Consider the following 14649-nt stretch of genomic DNA (forward strand, 5'->3'; position numbering starts at 1 on the left):
TGCCGGCCGCGCCGCCGCACACGCTGTGAAAGACTGGGCGCATGAGTAACAACAGGCCCTCGGGTCAGCGAGGCAATGACTCAGGGGTGCCAAGGATCGACTGGAAGGGCACGCTGTGGGCCATGGCTGCCGTCTTCCTGCTCAGCTATGTGATGATCTGGCTGGTTCCCGGCCTACATCCGATCCTGCGCATCATCATCGTGATCGGGCTGTACTTCGCCGGCCGCTACGCGTACTACCGCTACATCAAGAACCGGCGCCGGCCATAGCCTTCTCGAGGACCGGGGCAAGCCTTCGCACGCCCTCGCGGATGGCCTCCTCGGGCACGGCGCTGAAGGCCAGCCGAAGCTGGTTCGACGGCTCGTCCGAGGGGCTGAATGCGGCCCCGGGGATGAAGACCACGCCGGCATCGATCGCGTCATAGAGCAGCGGGTAGGTGTCCACGCCCTCCGGCAGGGTCACCCAGACAAAGAATCCGCCCTCCGGCTCGGTCCAGCTGGCACCGTCCGGCATGAACTCCTTCAAGGCGCCCAGCATGGCCGAGCAGCGCTCGGCGTACAGCTGACGGTAGGTATCGATCTGGTCCAACCAGTCATGCTCGGCCAAATACGTGGTGATCAGCATCTGGTTCAGCGTGGGCGGACACAGGGTGACCGCCTCATTGGCCAGGTAGAAGCTCCGCTGCAGGTGGTCGGGCAGCAACGCCCAGCCGATCCGAAGGCCCGGCGCCAGAATCTTGGAGAACGAGCCCAAATAGATCACGTCGTCGGGGTTGTCGGCACGCAGCGGCCTCAGCGGTTGGCCGTCGAAGCGCAGCAGCCCGTACGGGTTGTCCTCGAGCACCAGAATTCCTGCCTCGCGGCAGATCTCCACGACGTGCTGCCGGCGCTCGGAGGCCAGGGTGATGCCGGATGGATTGTTGAAGCTGGGAATCGTGTACAGGAACTTGATGCTGCGGCCTTCGCCCTGCAACTCTTCGATGCGGCGCTGGAGTTCTGACGGGATGAGGCCGTGCTCGTCCATGGCGACCGGTTCCACCTGGACCTCATAGGCCTCGAAAGTGTTGAGCGCCCCCACATAGGTCGGGTTCTCGCAGAGCACCACGTCACCAGGATTGCAGAAGACTTTGGCGGCCACATCCTGGGCCGACTGGGAACCGGCGGTGATCACCACGTTCGCCGGGTCTGCGCCGGTGATGCCTTCGTGCTCCATCACGCCGCAGATCGCGCGGCGAAGCTCTTCGGTGCCCTGTCCGCCGCCGTACTGGAGGGCGGCCATCCCATGCTCGGCGATCAGACGCTGCGCCATGCCGGCGATCTTCTCCAGCGGCAGGGACTGCAGGTAAGGGTTGCCGCCTGCCAGCGAGACCAGGCCGGGCCGCATCGAGATGTCGAAGACGTCGCGGACGGCCGATTGCTTGATGTTGGCCGACCGCTGCGAGAAGAGATGTTGGTGCCGGTGCGCCGCCGTCGCACGTTCCAGCGCCACTTCCGTTTCGGCTGGCAGGGCCGCGAGGTCTGCATCCTGTGAAGTCACTCACACAGGATACCGCGACATGTTACGGAACAGGAAACAGAAGTTTTCTATTAGTGCTGCTTCGGCTCAGAGCCAGCCGGCGTCCCGGGCCTTCAGCGCGGCCTGGAAACGGCTGTCCGCGCCAAGCTGTTCAAGCATCCAGGCGATGTGCCGCCTGCAGGTGCGGACGCTGATGTCCAGCCTCCGGGCGATGACCTCGTCGGAGTACCCGGCTGCCATCGCGTTGAGGATGGAATGCTGGATGCCGTTGAGGGCGGACGCGTCGCCGTCCTGCCCGTCGAGCACGTAGGGATCCGCCAGCTCCCATGCCACATGGAACAGGTTGATGAAGACCTGGATGAGGTTGAAGTCGCGAACCACCAGAGCGCCGCGGTCTTCCGGGTGCAGTTGGCGTCCGATCAGGGCGAGGTTCCGGTCGAAGATCATGATCTTCAGCGGCACGTAGGGGAGTGTGCGGTACTCGCCTCCGGCCGGGGAGATCGCGGCGACCGCTTTGCGCGTCGGCACGTGGTCCAAGGTGCTGGCGTGGCTGATGTTCTTGCGGACTACGCCTCGTTCGAGCAGTTCGAGGTCCTTCTGGATGCCCTCTTCATGGACGTCGGCCGAGGAGCCAGAGCCGGGCTGGCTGATGAGCACCTGCTCGGCGACGTCGCGGCCGTAATCCACCAGCAGCTTGCGGATCACAGAGGGGTCCTCGAGGACCTCGACGGAGGAATCGAGCGAGACGCGCTTGCGGGCCGCAAGATAGGTGGGGACCAGGGCGGCCATATCGGCGCGGTGTCCGCTGATCTTGGTGCGCAGGTCGATCAGGAGCCGCTCGTCGGAGTCCACCAACTGCGAGAGTGCGACGTCGGGGGAAATGGCAACATAGGACTCCACGTCCGGTGCCGGCTGCTGCAGCAACTGCCGGCTGACCAGCTCCCCGATGGCAATGTTGAGGTCGCGGATGGTGTAGCCAAGGGCCGTGGATGCGGTTTCCTTGGTCCAGCCGGGATGGGCCACAGCGAATTCGTAGACCTCGAATGCCGTCCCGCTCAGCATGGGGCGCTCCTCCGGTTGATCCATTTATGTATCACGCAGGGCTTGCAATTTCAGCCGCTGTTCGGCGGCTCTTGGGCCAGTCTAGGGCACTTCTTGGGCTAATCCTGCGCTGTCCGAAGGCTGCTACTTGCTGCCATGGCCACATTATGCCACCCGCTCGCGGTGTTTGTCTGGCCAACCGTCTAACCACCTGAATTCCCCGGTTTCAAGCGGAGAAGAGCGCTGTCTGTGGCCTGTCCGGAACCTGTCACCGCAAGCCCCGAGGCACGATCAGGGCATGTCCGGATGTTGCAAGTGGATTGGCTGGACAGGCGGAGCGCTGGCACGGAACTCTTGGAGTTGTCGGGCCGAACAGTTCGGCTGGATTAGCCACCGTACGAACCGAAGCCATGTGAAGGGAATGACATGTTCAAGAAGATCGCAAGCATCGCGGCAGGGCTGCTGGTTGCATTGGGGGCGGTCTCCGCGGCCACCCCGGCAGTAGCCGCCGATCTAGGTCCGGTTCCCCAGTCAGCAAAGACAGTTTCTACTTCCGCCCTTATCTGGGACTGGTAAAAAGCCGCCCCATCTCATCGGCACTGCGCTGAATCCGTAACCAGGACGACGCCGGCTATCCCTCCCCAAAACCACCAGAACATCGAACCAGGAGAAGCGCATGAGCCAGCTGACAGCCATCCGCCCGACAAGTTCGGTGAACGTCAAACCGTACTGGTGGGTTCTGTCTATTTACACGGGTAGGCAGGACGTAGTCGACGCCGTCATAGGAGAACTGGTTACGCCGCTGGTCGCCCACGCTCGCCGCGAAGGCGTGGGCCGCTGGTACTTCAGCCACAGTGCCGACCAGATGGGGCCTCACCTGAAGGTCCGGTTCCTGGGCCGCCGTCCAATCCTTGACAGCCTCCAAAGGTTTGAGCTGGCGGCCCGGGACCGGGTCCTCGATATCCTCCCCGATGTGACCACCCAGGAGAACTTCGTTTTGCCCTCCGGCAGCGAGGACTCCATCCAGACTTCCCCGGGCGACGCAGTTGTCCCCGTTCCGGAAGCCGACCTGGACCGTTTCGGCGGTGCCGACGGGTTGGAGCTGGCGGAGGAGGTGTTCGAACTTTCGTCCGAGTTGGCCATGTGGGCCACGCAGCGCTTCAGCAAGTCGCAAGGCCGGTCGGCGTTGGCCTCGCTGCTCCTCTGCGATGCAGCCTGGGCCATGATGTACGGGCCGAAGGCGCAGCAGTGGCCGGACCGCAGCCGGCTTTCCTGGGAGTACTGCTGGGACAACCACCTGAGGGTTTCCACCGCCGAGTTGGGCCGCTCGGCACCGAAGGCCCGGCACAGCCTCACCGCCGGTTTGGTCGCGCGCACGGCGCCCATGCACCGGTTGATGGCAGCCACCGCGGACGAGAGCAGCGTACAGAACTGGCGCCGTCGCTGGATCAGGACGCTTGACTCGTATCTCTACCGGGCGGATCGGGCCCGCGTGAGCCGCAGTGCCCAGCAACTGACGTTCTGCCAGGCCCACCTGTTGATGAACCGGCTGGGTTTCACTACCTGGGAGGAAGCCGCACTGGGTGTCTATGCCCGAGCATGGTCGCCTGAGGTCGAATCCTCACTGTTGGAAAAGAGGACAAAATGAGCCCGTTCGGTTTCTCGTCGACCGGACCCGAATCCAGGGTGCCGGAAGTCCCGAACGAAAGAGCATCATCTGATTTGGACCAGATCGGCGTACTGGGTGCGCACGGTCAGGATGACGATCTCTGGAATCTCACCGGCAGCAATTACCTGCGTGATGCCGCGTGGGCAGACCAGGCCTGGCAATAAGAGAAAACCCCGCCGGCATTCCGTCGGCCACCAAGCCATCCTCCCCCCATAGGATCAGGCCGGAGCCTCCCCCCCCAACGCTCCGGCCTGATCCGTTTTTTGCGCGGGATCCTACTTTTGTGGGACTGCGGGACTGGCCTCGTTCCAGGAAAGCCGCCGGTCCTGGCCCAGGATGGATATGGTCAGCGGCTTTCGGCGGTCGACGTCCGGCGGGATGTCGAAAACGTGTGTCATGGGCGCAAGATCGTCCGTGCAGGACGGTGAGCGTGGATCGTCATAGGTGTCGACGGCGTCGATGGCGACGTGGTTGGGCGACAAGACCGTACTGCCGGTGCTGACCACCGGGCACGACGACGACCCATAAGTGACGACGGCGAATTCGGTGCCGCCCTCGAGGAGAACCATCTGGATGGTGGATTCGGGATCTGTTAGGGGGTCGGGCTCCCGTAGCTCGGGGACTGAACCCGGCGGCGTCCCGCTGTACATATGGTTGCCCGGCCCGGGAAGCGGCCCGGCAGGTCCGCTGCATCCGACGAGAAGCAGGGCGACAGCAACGATGGCTGAAGCCAGGGACGCGGAAGAAGTACAGCGCACGTCAGCCGCCGGCGTCGGTTCCGGCTGCGGGTGAGGCCAGCAGCTTGTCCAGCAGCGCATCCAGCTGTGTCGCTTCCGCCGGATCCAGCCCTTCCGCCAGCAGTTCGTTGACGCGCAGGGCGCCGGGCATCAATTCGTGGAGCAGGCTCGCGCCGGCGTCCTCCAGAGTCACGCACTTGCGCCGCCGGTCGGCTTCGTCGCGGCAGGTGCTGATCAGGCCCAACAGCTCCAGGCGTTTCAGCAGCTCGGCCAGGGTGGACTTGTCCAGCTGTGCAAGCTGGCCCAATTCGCGTTGCCCGATGCCGGGTGCGTGCCGCAGCACCAGCAGCACTCCGTAGGCCACCGAAGACACCTCGGCGGACACTTCCCGCTGCCACAGGGTGCCGTGGAACTGCAGGGCGCGCCGGAGCTGGAAGCTGCGGTAGCGCTCCGGCTCAGATTCCGGCGCACTGCCGGCAGGCACCTCGGTGGCGGGGGACACGTTCACGACTACATCAATTGCTTAATCTGTGACGAAGGTCAAATTGTGATCCGTGCCGGAGGCCGAGTAGTGTAACCCTCCGTATACGGACGAAGTTTCCGAACGTTCGGTCGGTGCGGGGCGCAGCGAAGCCTCACACCGCCGTCGGAGTTCGAAGCAGGCGCCCTTGGCACCAGATCCAGAAGAGAAGTAGGCAGCATGGACATCAAGGCACGCATCGAAGCGTCTCCGATGACGAAGGCGCAGGTTGGCATTGTTGCCATCTGTCTGGCCCTGAACTTCATTGACGGCTACGACGTCCTGGTCATGGCCTTCAGCGCGACGGCGATCACCGAAGCCTGGGGGCTGAGTGGGTCGGACCTGGGCATCCTGCTCAGCTCCGCGCTGGCCGGAATGACCATCGGCGCGATCTTCGTGGCGCAGATCGCGGACAAGATCGGCCGGCGGAAGACCATCATCCTGTCCACTTCGCTGATCACGCTTGGCATGTTCGCCTCCGCATTGGCTCCGAACTACGAAGTTCTGTTGGTGCTGCGCATCCTCACCGGCATCGCGGTGGGAACCATGCAGACCAGTCTGAATGTGATGGTGGCCGAATACGCCAATGCCCGGCGACGGGCCACGGCAGTGAGCATCTACGCCGCCGGTCAGCCAATCGGCGGCGTGCTTGGCGGCATCATCGTGGCCGCGCTCCTGACCTACTTCGAATGGCACGCAGGGTTCATTTTCGGCGGCGTGATCACGCTGGCCATGCTCCCCATTGTGCTCAAGTGGCTGCCCGAGTCCATCGACTACCTCAATGCCACGCGGCCGGCGAACGCACTGGCGGAGATCAACAAGGTCCTGGTCCGGCTGGAGCAGCCCGAATTGGACGCCCTTCCTGGCGCTCCGGTCGCCAGCGGGCGTCCCAAGAACAATCTGGTGGCGGTCTTCGCCAACGGCCAGGCCAAGAAGACCGTGCTGCTGGCCTTCGCCTTCATGATGATCATGGGCAGCTTCTACTTCGCCAACTCCTGGACCCCACGCCTCCTGACCGAATCCGGATATTCGGCCAACCAGGGCATCACCGCTGGCGTGCTGTTCAGCGTCGGCGCGATTATCGGTGCAATGGTCTTCGCCTGGGCCGGCGCCCGGTTCCCGCTCAAGCGCACGCTGGCCGTCTTCTTCGTCTTGGCGGCGGTATCCTTCGCCGTCTTTGCCCTGCTGGCCGACACGCTGAATCCGGCGCTGATGGGAGCGGTGTTGCTGGGCATGCTCACTAATGCGTCCATTGCCGGTATGTTCACCATTGGCCCGGTCTACTACGACGCCGCGGTGCGCGCCACCGCGGTGGGCCTGATCGGCGGCATCGGCCGGTGCGGCGGGATCATCTCGCCGATCCTGGCCGGAGCGCTGGTGGATGCCGGCTGGATCCCGGGCAACATCTACTTTGTGTTTGTGCTGCCGCTGGTGCTGGGTGCCGTTGCCCTGCTGGTGCTGCGCAAGCCGGCGTCGCTGGTGGCTCCGGCCGCCGCCACCCAGTCGGAAGTCACCCAGCCAGAAGCCGCCCAGTCGGAAGCCCTGGTCGAAAGCCGCTAGGACCCGACGCTGCCGTTGCGGGCGCTCCTCCGACCGGAGGGGCGCCCGCTGCGCGTCCGGACAGAACCGTTCCGGCGGCAGGCGAATGGCGGCAGGCGGCGGAAGCGGGCTGCCTAATGTCCGAAGACGTCGGCGTCGGCAATGTCCTTGGTACCGCGGTCCAGCGCGGACAATTGGTCCAACTCCGCGGCCTCCATCATGAAGTCGAAGATTGCGAAGTTCTCGGCCAGCCGTTCCGGGTGCGCAGACTTGGGGATGGGTACGTGCCCCAACTGGGTGTGCCAGCGCAGCACTACTTGGGCAGGGCTCTTGCCGTACTTTTCGGCCAGAGCCCTCACTGCCGGTTCGCTGAGCAAGTCCCCGCCCTTGCCCAGCGGACTCCATGATTCCGTCACGATGCCGTGTCCGCGGTGGATCTCCACCAAGTCGCTGCGGGTGTGCCGCGGGTCCAACTGGATCTGGTTGACCTCGGGCACCAGGCCGGCGTCGAACAGTCGCTGCAAGTGCGCGGGCTTGAAGTTGGACGTGCCGATCGCCCGCACGCTCCCGTCAGCCAGCAGCCGGGCCAGTCCCTGGAACGCCTCCACGTAGCGGTCTTGCGCGGGATTCGGCCAGTGGATCAGCAGCAAGTCCACGTAGTCAACGCCCAGCCGCCGGGCGCTGGCCTCGAAAGCCGCCCGCGCGCCGTCGATGCTGTGCCACTCCTTGTTGAACTTGGTGGTGATGAAGACGTCGGACCGGTCCAGTCCGCTGCGCCGCAAGCCTTCGGCCACGCCCTCTTCGTTCTGGTAGTTCTCCGCCGTGTCGATCAGCCGGTAGCCCTGCCCGAGGGCGGTTTCGACCGTCCGGGCAACTTCGGCATTGTCCAGCGGCCAGGTTCCCAGCCCAAGCAACGGCATTTTGGCCCCATTGCGCAGGGTCACGAGCGGAGCAAGCAGGTCGGCCACGATGAGAGTCTCCTCTGGTTGTCCTTCCGGCCCGACCTCCGGGCCAGTGGCACCCAGCCTAAGCGCGATCGCGTGCGCTGTGCACCCCGGCGGCGGCCGCCCGCGTCGGAACGTCTTAAGAGAGCCGAGCGGTCCTACCGGCGGGAGGGCGCGGTTGAGCCGTCGGCTGCCTCCGGCGCCGATTCCGGTGTACCCGCGTCCGGAGCCGCGGTGCGGGTCTCCAGCCAGGCCAGCACATCGGAGAGCCGGATCCGCCGGTGCGTCCCGCGGTACTGGACCGGAATGGTGCCGGCGTCGGTCAAGCGCCGCATATAGGTCAGCGAGACCCCGGCAACCTCCGCCGCCTGCGAAGTGTTCAGCAGTTCCACCGAGGAGCTGACCATCACCGCGTCGCCGTGGGCAAACCTCCGCAGCATGTCGACGACGGCGTCCGCCGCCTGGGCCGGCAGCTTCACCGCCGTGCCGTTCACGAACACGGTGACATCGGCGCTTTCGTCGAGCGCGCGCTGCAGCCGCTGCGCCTGGGCAGCGGGAAGGGCGTCGGCGGTGCGGGGCGTCAGCTGGGCCATGAACCAAGCGTAGGTCACTTCCCCCGCCTGACGGCGGAAGATGCGCGCCGCCGTCGTCGTCAGAATCTGGCGCGCACTTCAGGAGACGTTGACATTCCTTCGGGCGGTAACGTTAGGTGCTCCTAGCATCACCGCCTACATGGCAGAGCCTCCCCATGCCGCCATCCGCCCCCACCCGCAGGAGGACACCGTGCGGCAGACGCGCTCGCTGAGCCGGACAGCTGCCGCTGCCTTCCTGCACCGCGAGGCGGAAGGTGCCGGGGCCACTGCGCCGGGAAGCAGCGGAGCGTAGTGGAGCCTGCGGCCTGATGGAGCAGATTGCCAGCCTCCCGTTCGGGCTTTCGGTGCTCATCTTGTTTGGCATTGTGATGCTGCGCGCCAACGCCACGTATTGGGCCGGCCGGGCCGTGGCCGCCGGCGGCCGGCACACCCGCTTGGCGCGCCAACTGGATTCGCAGCCGATGCGCCGGGCGGAGGCTGTCATCGCGCGCTGGGGAGCCCCCGCCGTCGCGCTCTGTTTCCTCACCGTGGGCATCCAGACCGCGGTCAATGCCACGGCGGGGCTGGGGCGGATGCCGCTGCGCCGATATCTGCCAGCCGTGGTGATCGGCTCGGTGTTGTGGGCGTTACTCTACGCCACCGTCGGACTGGCGGCGCTGGAAGCCTGGCTGGCCGCGACCGCCGGCTCCCCGGCGGGGATCGGCGTCGTGGTGCTGCTGGCCGTCGCGGTGGCAGTGGGAATCGTGCTGGCCCGGCGTCGTCGGCGGCGGGACCAGGCCTCAGCCTGATGCGCCGGCGCCGACCACGTGGCAGACGCCTCAGCCGGTAATCATCCGGCCGTTGGTGGCTCCGGCGGCGGAAACATTAGGCTAGGGGTATGCCCGCTTTCAGAAACCGTCGTGCCGCTGCCCTCCCCGCCAAACTTTCCCGCTCCTGGCTGCTGGCCTCCGCTGCGGACAAAGCGAATTTCGGCCCGGCGCTCGCCTCTGAAGCGGACTCGGTCATTTTCGACATGGAAGACGCCGTACCCGCCGCGGGCAAGGCCGAGGCCCGCGAACGCGTGGTGGAGGCGCTGTCCACCGGCATGACTGCCTGGGTCCGCGTGAACGGCATCGAAACCGAATACTGGGCCGACGATCTGGCCGCCCTGTCCAAGGCGCCGGGCCTACGTGGCGTCATGCTGGCCATGACGGAGAAGCCCGAGCAGGTCACGCACACCGCCATGCGGCTGCAGGCCGGCACCCCGGTCCTCGCCCTGATCGAGTCCGCCATCGGCATCGAGAACGCCACGGACATCGCCCGCGCGCCGGGCACCTTCCGGCTGGCCTTCGGCGTGGGTGACTTCCGCCGTGACACCGGCGCCAGCGATTCACCGATGGCGCTGGCCTACGCCCGCTCCCGGCTGGTGGTCGCCTCCCGGGTGGGCCAGCTGCCCGGCCCGATCGACGGCCCCACCGTGGGCGCACTCGGCGAGGAACTGCTCGAGGCCTGCAAGGTGACCGCGTCCATGGGCATGACCGGCAAGCTCTGCCTGCTCACCGATGCCGCGGACACCATCAACCAGGGGCTCTCGCCCAGCGACTCGGAGATCAAGTGGGCGCACGAGCTGCTGGACGCGCACGCGGCCGGCGCCGTGGTGGGCGACGGATCCTACCTGCCGCGCCTGGCCCGCGCCGAGAAGATCTCCTCGCTGGCGGATTCCTACGGCCTCTGGAACGCGTAAAGCGCTAGGCTCGGCCCTGCCCGGCTTCGGGCCGCCCGACGGCGGTGCCTCCGACGGCGTCGGCCCGCAGTACCGCGGGGGTACTTGCTTCGGGTCAGTCCCGGGCGAACAGCTCGCGCAGGCTCAGCGCCGGACGTCCGGTCAGCAGGTCCACGTCGTGGGTCACCCGGTCCAGCTCCCCGGCGGCGATCGCCGTATAGGTGCTGACCCAGGCGTCCACCTGCCAGTCCGGGGCGCCGTAGGGCGCGCGGCTGGCGTACGCCTCCTCCAGCGTTTCGTCGAGGAACGACGTCGGACGGCCGGTTGCCTCCGCGATGGCCGCTGCCGCTTCGGCCAGGGTCACCGATTCCGGACCGGTCAGCTCGTAGGTGAAGCCGGCGTGCGGCATCGGTTCGGCCAAGATGGCCGCGGCCGCCCGGGCCACGTCTGCGCGCGCCACAAACCCGGCTTTTCCCTCGCCTGCCGGCCCTCGGATCACGCCGGCCTCGTCGGCGAAGAGCGGCAGGATGTCTGCGTAGAGGTTGTTGCGCAGCAGCGTGTGCTTCAGGCCGGACCCGCGAAGTTTCTCCTCGGTGGCGAAGTGGTCGCGTGCCAGCGTGAAGGTGGCGTCCTCGGCCGCGCCGATGAACGAGGTGTAGACGATGTGTTCCACGCCCGCGTCGATAGCGGCGTCGATGAAGGTGAAGTGCTGCTGAAGCCTGTCCTCGGCTTCGGCCGCGGAGACCATGAACAGGGTCTCGATGCCCTCCAGCGCCGCGGTCGCGGCGGCCTTGTCACCGTGCCCGGCGCGCGCCGTCGTCGTTCCCGGCAGTTGCGGCGCTCGGGAGGGATCGCGCAGGATCAGCCGAAGCGGCAGGTTCTGCTCCGCCAGCAAGCTGGCCACCAGCCCGCCCACTTGGCCAGTGGATCCGGTGATGGCAATCGGGGTTGCCGCAGGGGAGTCGGGTGCGCTCATGGGTACAGCATATTAGCCCGCGGCACCACCCGGCAGGCGAGGTGGCCGACCGCGGCTGTTCCCTGCCACCCGGCCGGGCCCTGCCACCGGCCCGACCTTGCTGCCCGGCGGCCGGCCGCCTGCGGCCCGCTACCGTCCTGCTAACGTGGGGACGTGCCAGCAGTCCAGAGTCCCGCCGGTCCGCCGGCGTCCGCCGGCAGGTTCGCGCCCAGCCCCTCCGGTGAACTGCACATCGGCAACCTGCGCACCGCGATGCTGGCCTGGCTCTTCGCGCGCAGCAGTGGACGCCGCTTCCTCATCCGGGTCGAGGATCTGGACCGGGCCCGCGCCGGCTTTGAGGCCCAGCAGCTCGAAGACCTGGCCGCCATCGGACTCGACTGGGACGGCGAGGTGGTGCGGCAGACCGACCGCGGGCCGATCTACCAGCGGGCCCTCGAGCAGCTGGCCGGGGCCGGTCTGGTCTACGAATGCTTCTGCACCCGGCGGGAAATTGCGGAAGCGCCCAGCGCTCCGCACGCCCCGGAAGGCGCCTACCCGGGGACCTGCCGCAACCTGACCGACGCCGAACGCGAGGAGCGCCGCCAGGGCCGGCCCGCCGCGCTGCGGCTGCGCGCGGACACCGCCAGCTACACGGTCGCCGACCGGCTGCACGGGGACTACACCGGTTTGGTGGACGACTTTGTGCTGCGGCGAAATGACGGTGTGCCCGCCTACAACCTCGCGGTGGTGGTGGATGATGCGGCCCAGGGCGTTGACCAGGTGGTGCGCGGCGACGATCTGCTGTCCTCCGCACCGCGGCAGGCGTATCTTGCCCAGCTGCTGGAGTTGCCGCCGGTGGAATACGCGCACGTGCCGCTGGTTCTGAATGAACGACGGCGGCGCCTGGCCAAGCGAGATGGTGCGGTGACGCTGGGGGCACTGGCGATGGTCGGGTTCAACTCGGCCGCCGTGCGCGGCATGCTGCTGGAGTCACTGGGCCTGCCGGACGTGCCGCTGGACCGGTTGGCCGCCGACTTCCGGCCAAAGGCGCTCCCGCTTCAGCCGTGGATCTTCGACCCGCCGCAGGTGGCACTCTCCCGCGGCTGACTTTTCCGCACCTCGACCTTCACGCGGAGTTTGCCCGGGCTTTCCCCGTCCGCGCTAGCGTGAGGGCGTGGGCGGACTCTTCGTGGCGTTGGGCGACAGTTTTACCGAGGGGGTCGGGGACTACAACCCGAACTTCCCGAACGGGGTCCGCGGTTGGGCTGACCGGGTGGCCAAGCAACTGGGCAGGCAGGACCCGGAGTTCCGCTACGCCAACCTTGCGGTACGCAGCAAGCGGCTGCACCAGATCATTGCCGACCAGTTGGAACCGGCCATCGCCATGCAGCCCACGCTGGTCTCCTTCTACGCGGGCGGCAATGACATCTTGGAGTTCAAGCGGAGCATGCCCGAGCTGCTGGCGGAATACGAATCGGCCATCAGACAGCTGTCCGAGACCGGCGCGCGGCTGATCCTTTTCACCGGGTTCGAGGTGATGTTGCCGCCGGTGCTGGAACCGATGCGGCGGCGCAACTGGACGTTCAACGAGGCAGTCCGGGAAATGTCCCGCCGCTACGATGCCGTGCTGGTGGACCACTGGGCGTTCGAGCGATACCAGGACCGCCGGATGTGGGACACGGACCGGCTGCACATGTCCCCGCTGGGGCACAGATACATGGCCGCCCGAGTGCTCGAGGCCCTCGGCGTCGACCACACCCTCCGGCTGAAGCAGCCCGAGCCCCTGGTGCCGGCCGGTTGGCGGCAGGCGGTCCGCCGCGACCGCGATTGGCTGCAGGAGTGGGTGATCCCGATGTTCGGGCGCAAGTTCAAGGGCGTCACCTTGGGAGACAATCTGCCGCCGCGTTGGCCGGAGCCGGTGCGCGTCTCGCGCGGTCTGAAGAAGCTCGCCAGGCAGCGTTCTGCCGCCCCGGCTGGCTGAAGAACCGCCCGGTTGCCGCTCCAGACCCGCCGTTTGCCGAACACGCAGACATAAACGGAATGGTTGTGCCGGCTTATTCGGCAGCGGTTGTACGCTGTTGCCACGAAAGAGGCCTGCGGCGATGCCGCATCGTCGGGTAGGGAGGCTGCCGCCATGACAGTCCAGGAACCGCGCGAGCCGGTGCCGGCGCTCGCTGTTCCGGCGGCGTTCCAGGAACCCGTCGCCAAGGTCCGTGCCGGCTGGGTGACCGCCGTCGTGCTCACCAACCTCGGCATCAACGCGGCGTTCTTCGGCCCGCTGCAGGTCCTGCTGGCGCAGCAATCGCAGACCTTCGACGCGGTGAATAAGGAAGCAGTCCTCGCGCTGGCCACCGGATTCGGCGCTGCCGTGTCGCTGGTCGCGAATCCGATCTTCGGCGCGCTGAGCGACCGCACCACGTCCCGGTTCGGACGACGGGTGCCATGGGCGCTCGCCGGCGGTGTCCTGGGCTTCGCGGCACTGCTGCTGCTTTCCGGCGCGCCCAACATCGCCGTGATGGTGATCGGCTGGTGCCTGGTGCAGGCCGGATGCAACGGTGCCTACGCGGCCGTCACCGCCAGCATCCCGGACCGTGTGCCCCGGCGGCAGCGCGGCCAGATCGGCGGATTGGCCGCCATCGGGCAGACGCTGGGCATCGTGATGGGCGCCGTGTTGGCAAACGTGGCCGGCGGCTTTGCCGCCGGTTACATCTACTGCGCCATCTTCCTGCTGGCCAGCATCGTCCCGTTCGTGATTGCCGGCCGGGATACGCCGCTGGATAAGAAAGACCGCCAGTCCTTCGCTTGGTCAAGGTTCCTCAAGAGCTTTTGGATTTCCCCTGCCAAGCATCCGGATTTCGGCTGGGCATGGCTAACCCGGTTCCTGGTCAACCTGGGCAACAACATCTTCACCCTCTACCTGTTTTTCTTCCTGCAGGACGCCGTGGGACATCCGAACCCCGCCGCCGGCGTGCTCCTGCTGACCGGTATCTATGCCGCCACGGTGGTGCTGATGGCCTTGCTCGGCGGACCGCTGAGCGACCGGGTGGGACGGCGCAAGCCGTTCGTGATCGCGTCCTCGGTGACCATCGCGACTGCCTCCGTCATTGTGGCCGTTGCTCCTGCGTGGCCGACGGTGATCGTGGCTGCGATGGTCCTCGGGGCGGGCTTCGGCATGTTCCTAGCCGTGGACTTCGCCCTGCTGACGGAGGTTCTGCCCAGCGCTGCTGACCGCGGCAAGGACATGGGCGTCATCAACATCGCTGCCTCCTCGCCGCAAGTCATTGCCCCGCTGATCGCCGCCCCCACCGTGCTCTACCTCGGCGGCTACACCGCGCTGTTCGCCCTGTCCGCCGTGATCGGGCTGCTGGGTGCGGTCTTCGTGGTCAAGATCAAGGGCGTGCGCTGATCAGGGCGGCCCCACGGCCAGGCAGAAT

18 protein-coding genes are annotated in these 14649 nt (G+C 66.8%); 11 read left to right on the forward strand and 7 right to left on the reverse strand.

The window, feature by feature from the left end:
• Window positions 1-41 precede the first annotated feature (41 nt).
• Window positions 42-269: a hypothetical protein gene (locus tag AB0N75_RS10970; RefSeq protein ID WP_364649263.1), complete on the forward strand. Its 228-nt coding sequence runs from the start codon at window positions 42-44 to the stop codon at window positions 267-269.
• Here AB0N75_RS10970 and AB0N75_RS10975 read toward each other — a convergent pair.
• Window positions 247-1536: a PLP-dependent aminotransferase family protein gene (locus AB0N75_RS10975; RefSeq protein WP_364649267.1), complete on the reverse strand. Its 1290-nt coding sequence runs from the start codon at window positions 1534-1536 to the stop codon at window positions 247-249. The two genes, AB0N75_RS10970 and AB0N75_RS10975, sit on opposite strands and share 23 nt — an antisense overlap.
• Before the next feature lie 66 nt (window positions 1537-1602).
• A complete protein-coding gene (locus tag AB0N75_RS10980) occupies window positions 1603-2577 on the reverse strand; it encodes a helix-turn-helix transcriptional regulator (RefSeq protein WP_364649269.1) in 975 nt (324 codons plus the stop codon).
• A 405-nt stretch (window positions 2578-2982) separates the two neighbouring features.
• Here AB0N75_RS10980 and AB0N75_RS10985 point away from each other — a divergent pair, with 405 nt between their 5' ends.
• The 3 genes from AB0N75_RS10985 to AB0N75_RS10995 all read left to right on the forward strand — a co-directional run bounded on the left by AB0N75_RS10985 (window position 2983) and on the right by AB0N75_RS10995 (window position 4389).
• Window positions 2983-3132 carry a hypothetical protein gene (locus tag AB0N75_RS10985; protein ID WP_364649272.1) on the forward strand — a complete coding sequence of 50 codons (150 nt, stop codon included), beginning with the start codon at window positions 2983-2985 and terminating at the stop codon, window positions 3130-3132.
• A gap of 100 nt (window positions 3133-3232) precedes the next feature.
• Window positions 3233-4204, forward strand: a complete 972-nt coding sequence (locus tag AB0N75_RS10990) for a lantibiotic dehydratase C-terminal domain-containing protein (RefSeq protein WP_364649275.1) — start codon at window positions 3233-3235, stop codon at window positions 4202-4204.
• Window positions 4201-4389, forward strand: coding sequence for a hypothetical protein (locus tag AB0N75_RS10995; protein ID WP_364649278.1), 189 nt, complete (start codon window positions 4201-4203; stop codon window positions 4387-4389). Before AB0N75_RS10990 ends, AB0N75_RS10995 begins: the two co-directional genes overlap by 4 nt.
• 111 nt (window positions 4390-4500) lie before the next feature.
• Here the strand turns inward: AB0N75_RS10995 and AB0N75_RS11000 are convergent, their stop codons facing one another.
• Both AB0N75_RS11000 and AB0N75_RS11005 read right to left on the reverse strand, forming a co-directional pair.
• The gene (locus AB0N75_RS11000; RefSeq protein ID WP_364649281.1) at window positions 4501-4794 is read right to left on the reverse strand and encodes a hypothetical protein; all 294 of its coding nucleotides are present in this window, start codon (window positions 4792-4794) and stop codon (window positions 4501-4503) included.
• A gap of 190 nt (window positions 4795-4984) precedes the next feature.
• On the reverse strand, window positions 4985-5470 hold the full coding sequence (locus AB0N75_RS11005; RefSeq protein WP_364649284.1) for a MarR family winged helix-turn-helix transcriptional regulator: 486 nt from the start codon (window positions 5468-5470) through the stop codon (window positions 4985-4987).
• Between the two features lie 192 nt (window positions 5471-5662).
• Here AB0N75_RS11005 and AB0N75_RS11010 point away from each other — a divergent pair, with 192 nt between their 5' ends.
• Window positions 5663-7042 (forward strand): MFS transporter, encoded by a 1380-nt coding sequence (locus AB0N75_RS11010; RefSeq protein ID WP_364649287.1) that lies wholly within the window; start codon window positions 5663-5665, stop codon window positions 7040-7042.
• Window positions 7043-7155: 113 nt separating this feature from the next.
• Here the strand turns inward: AB0N75_RS11010 and AB0N75_RS11015 are convergent, their stop codons facing one another.
• Window positions 7156-7989 carry an aldo/keto reductase gene (locus AB0N75_RS11015; protein WP_364649290.1) on the reverse strand — a complete coding sequence of 278 codons (834 nt, stop codon included), beginning with the start codon at window positions 7987-7989 and terminating at the stop codon, window positions 7156-7158.
• A gap of 134 nt (window positions 7990-8123) precedes the next feature.
• A complete protein-coding gene (locus tag AB0N75_RS11020; protein WP_364649293.1) occupies window positions 8124-8558 on the reverse strand; it encodes a helix-turn-helix domain-containing protein in 435 nt (144 codons plus the stop codon).
• A 139-nt stretch (window positions 8559-8697) separates the two neighbouring features.
• Between AB0N75_RS11020 and AB0N75_RS11025 the strand changes: the two genes are divergently transcribed.
• The 3 genes from AB0N75_RS11025 to AB0N75_RS11035 all read left to right on the forward strand — a co-directional run bounded on the left by AB0N75_RS11025 (window position 8698) and on the right by AB0N75_RS11035 (window position 10281).
• Window positions 8698-8850, forward strand: a complete 153-nt coding sequence (locus AB0N75_RS11025; RefSeq protein WP_364649296.1) for a hypothetical protein — start codon at window positions 8698-8700, stop codon at window positions 8848-8850.
• A 16-nt stretch (window positions 8851-8866) separates the two neighbouring features.
• Window positions 8867-9346, forward strand: a complete 480-nt coding sequence (locus AB0N75_RS11030) for a VTT domain-containing protein (RefSeq protein WP_364649299.1) — start codon at window positions 8867-8869, stop codon at window positions 9344-9346.
• A gap of 89 nt (window positions 9347-9435) precedes the next feature.
• Complete coding sequence (locus tag AB0N75_RS11035; protein WP_364649302.1) at window positions 9436-10281, forward strand: CoA ester lyase; 846 nt, start codon at window positions 9436-9438, stop codon at window positions 10279-10281.
• Window positions 10282-10375: 94 nt separating this feature from the next.
• Here AB0N75_RS11035 and AB0N75_RS11040 read toward each other — a convergent pair whose 3' ends face one another.
• Window positions 10376-11236, reverse strand: coding sequence for an SDR family oxidoreductase (locus AB0N75_RS11040; protein ID WP_364649305.1), 861 nt, complete (start codon window positions 11234-11236; stop codon window positions 10376-10378).
• Between the two features lie 153 nt (window positions 11237-11389).
• On the opposite strand from AB0N75_RS11040, the gene gluQRS reads away from it, so the two are divergent.
• From gluQRS to AB0N75_RS11055, 3 genes are all read left to right on the forward strand, one after another.
• Window positions 11390-12322: a tRNA glutamyl-Q(34) synthetase GluQRS gene (gene gluQRS / locus AB0N75_RS11045; RefSeq protein ID WP_364649308.1), complete on the forward strand. Its 933-nt coding sequence runs from the start codon at window positions 11390-11392 to the stop codon at window positions 12320-12322.
• Between the two features lie 67 nt (window positions 12323-12389).
• Complete coding sequence (locus AB0N75_RS11050) at window positions 12390-13196, forward strand: SGNH/GDSL hydrolase family protein (protein WP_364649311.1); 807 nt, start codon at window positions 12390-12392, stop codon at window positions 13194-13196.
• 153 nt (window positions 13197-13349) lie between these two features.
• On the forward strand, window positions 13350-14621 hold the full coding sequence (locus AB0N75_RS11055; RefSeq protein ID WP_364649314.1) for an MFS transporter: 1272 nt from the start codon (window positions 13350-13352) through the stop codon (window positions 14619-14621).
• The last annotated feature ends 28 nt before the right edge of the window (window positions 14622-14649 follow it).

The sequence above is a fragment of the Arthrobacter sp. NPDC089319 genome (assembly GCF_040684925.1).
Lineage (GTDB): Bacteria > Actinomycetota > Actinomycetes > Actinomycetales > Micrococcaceae > Crystallibacter.

Excerpts from the sequence above, each read along its gene's own strand:
- AB0N75_RS10970 (WP_364649263.1), top strand. The coding sequence starts at position 42 with ATGAGTAACAACAGGCCCTCGGGTCAGCGAGGCAATGACTCAGGGGTG.
- AB0N75_RS10980 (WP_364649269.1), bottom strand. The coding sequence starts at position 2,577 with ATGCTGAGCGGGACGGCATTCGAGGTCTACGAATTCGCTGTGGCCCAT.
- AB0N75_RS10985 (WP_364649272.1), top strand. The coding sequence starts at position 2,983 with ATGTTCAAGAAGATCGCAAGCATCGCGGCAGGGCTGCTGGTTGCATTG.
- AB0N75_RS10990 (WP_364649275.1), top strand. The coding sequence starts at position 3,233 with ATGAGCCAGCTGACAGCCATCCGCCCGACAAGTTCGGTGAACGTCAAA.
- AB0N75_RS10995 (WP_364649278.1), top strand. The coding sequence starts at position 4,201 with ATGAGCCCGTTCGGTTTCTCGTCGACCGGACCCGAATCCAGGGTGCCG.
- AB0N75_RS11000 (WP_364649281.1), bottom strand. The coding sequence starts at position 4,794 with ATGGTTCTCCTCGAGGGCGGCACCGAATTCGCCGTCGTCACTTATGGG.
- AB0N75_RS11010 (WP_364649287.1), top strand. The coding sequence starts at position 5,663 with ATGGACATCAAGGCACGCATCGAAGCGTCTCCGATGACGAAGGCGCAG.
- AB0N75_RS11020 (WP_364649293.1), bottom strand. The coding sequence starts at position 8,558 with ATGGCCCAGCTGACGCCCCGCACCGCCGACGCCCTTCCCGCTGCCCAG.
- AB0N75_RS11025 (WP_364649296.1), top strand. The coding sequence starts at position 8,698 with ATGGCAGAGCCTCCCCATGCCGCCATCCGCCCCCACCCGCAGGAGGAC.
- AB0N75_RS11030 (WP_364649299.1), top strand. The coding sequence starts at position 8,867 with ATGGAGCAGATTGCCAGCCTCCCGTTCGGGCTTTCGGTGCTCATCTTG.
- AB0N75_RS11035 (WP_364649302.1), top strand. The coding sequence starts at position 9,436 with ATGCCCGCTTTCAGAAACCGTCGTGCCGCTGCCCTCCCCGCCAAACTT.
- AB0N75_RS11040 (WP_364649305.1), bottom strand. The coding sequence starts at position 11,236 with ATGAGCGCACCCGACTCCCCTGCGGCAACCCCGATTGCCATCACCGGA.
- AB0N75_RS11055 (WP_364649314.1), top strand. The coding sequence starts at position 13,350 with ATGACAGTCCAGGAACCGCGCGAGCCGGTGCCGGCGCTCGCTGTTCCG.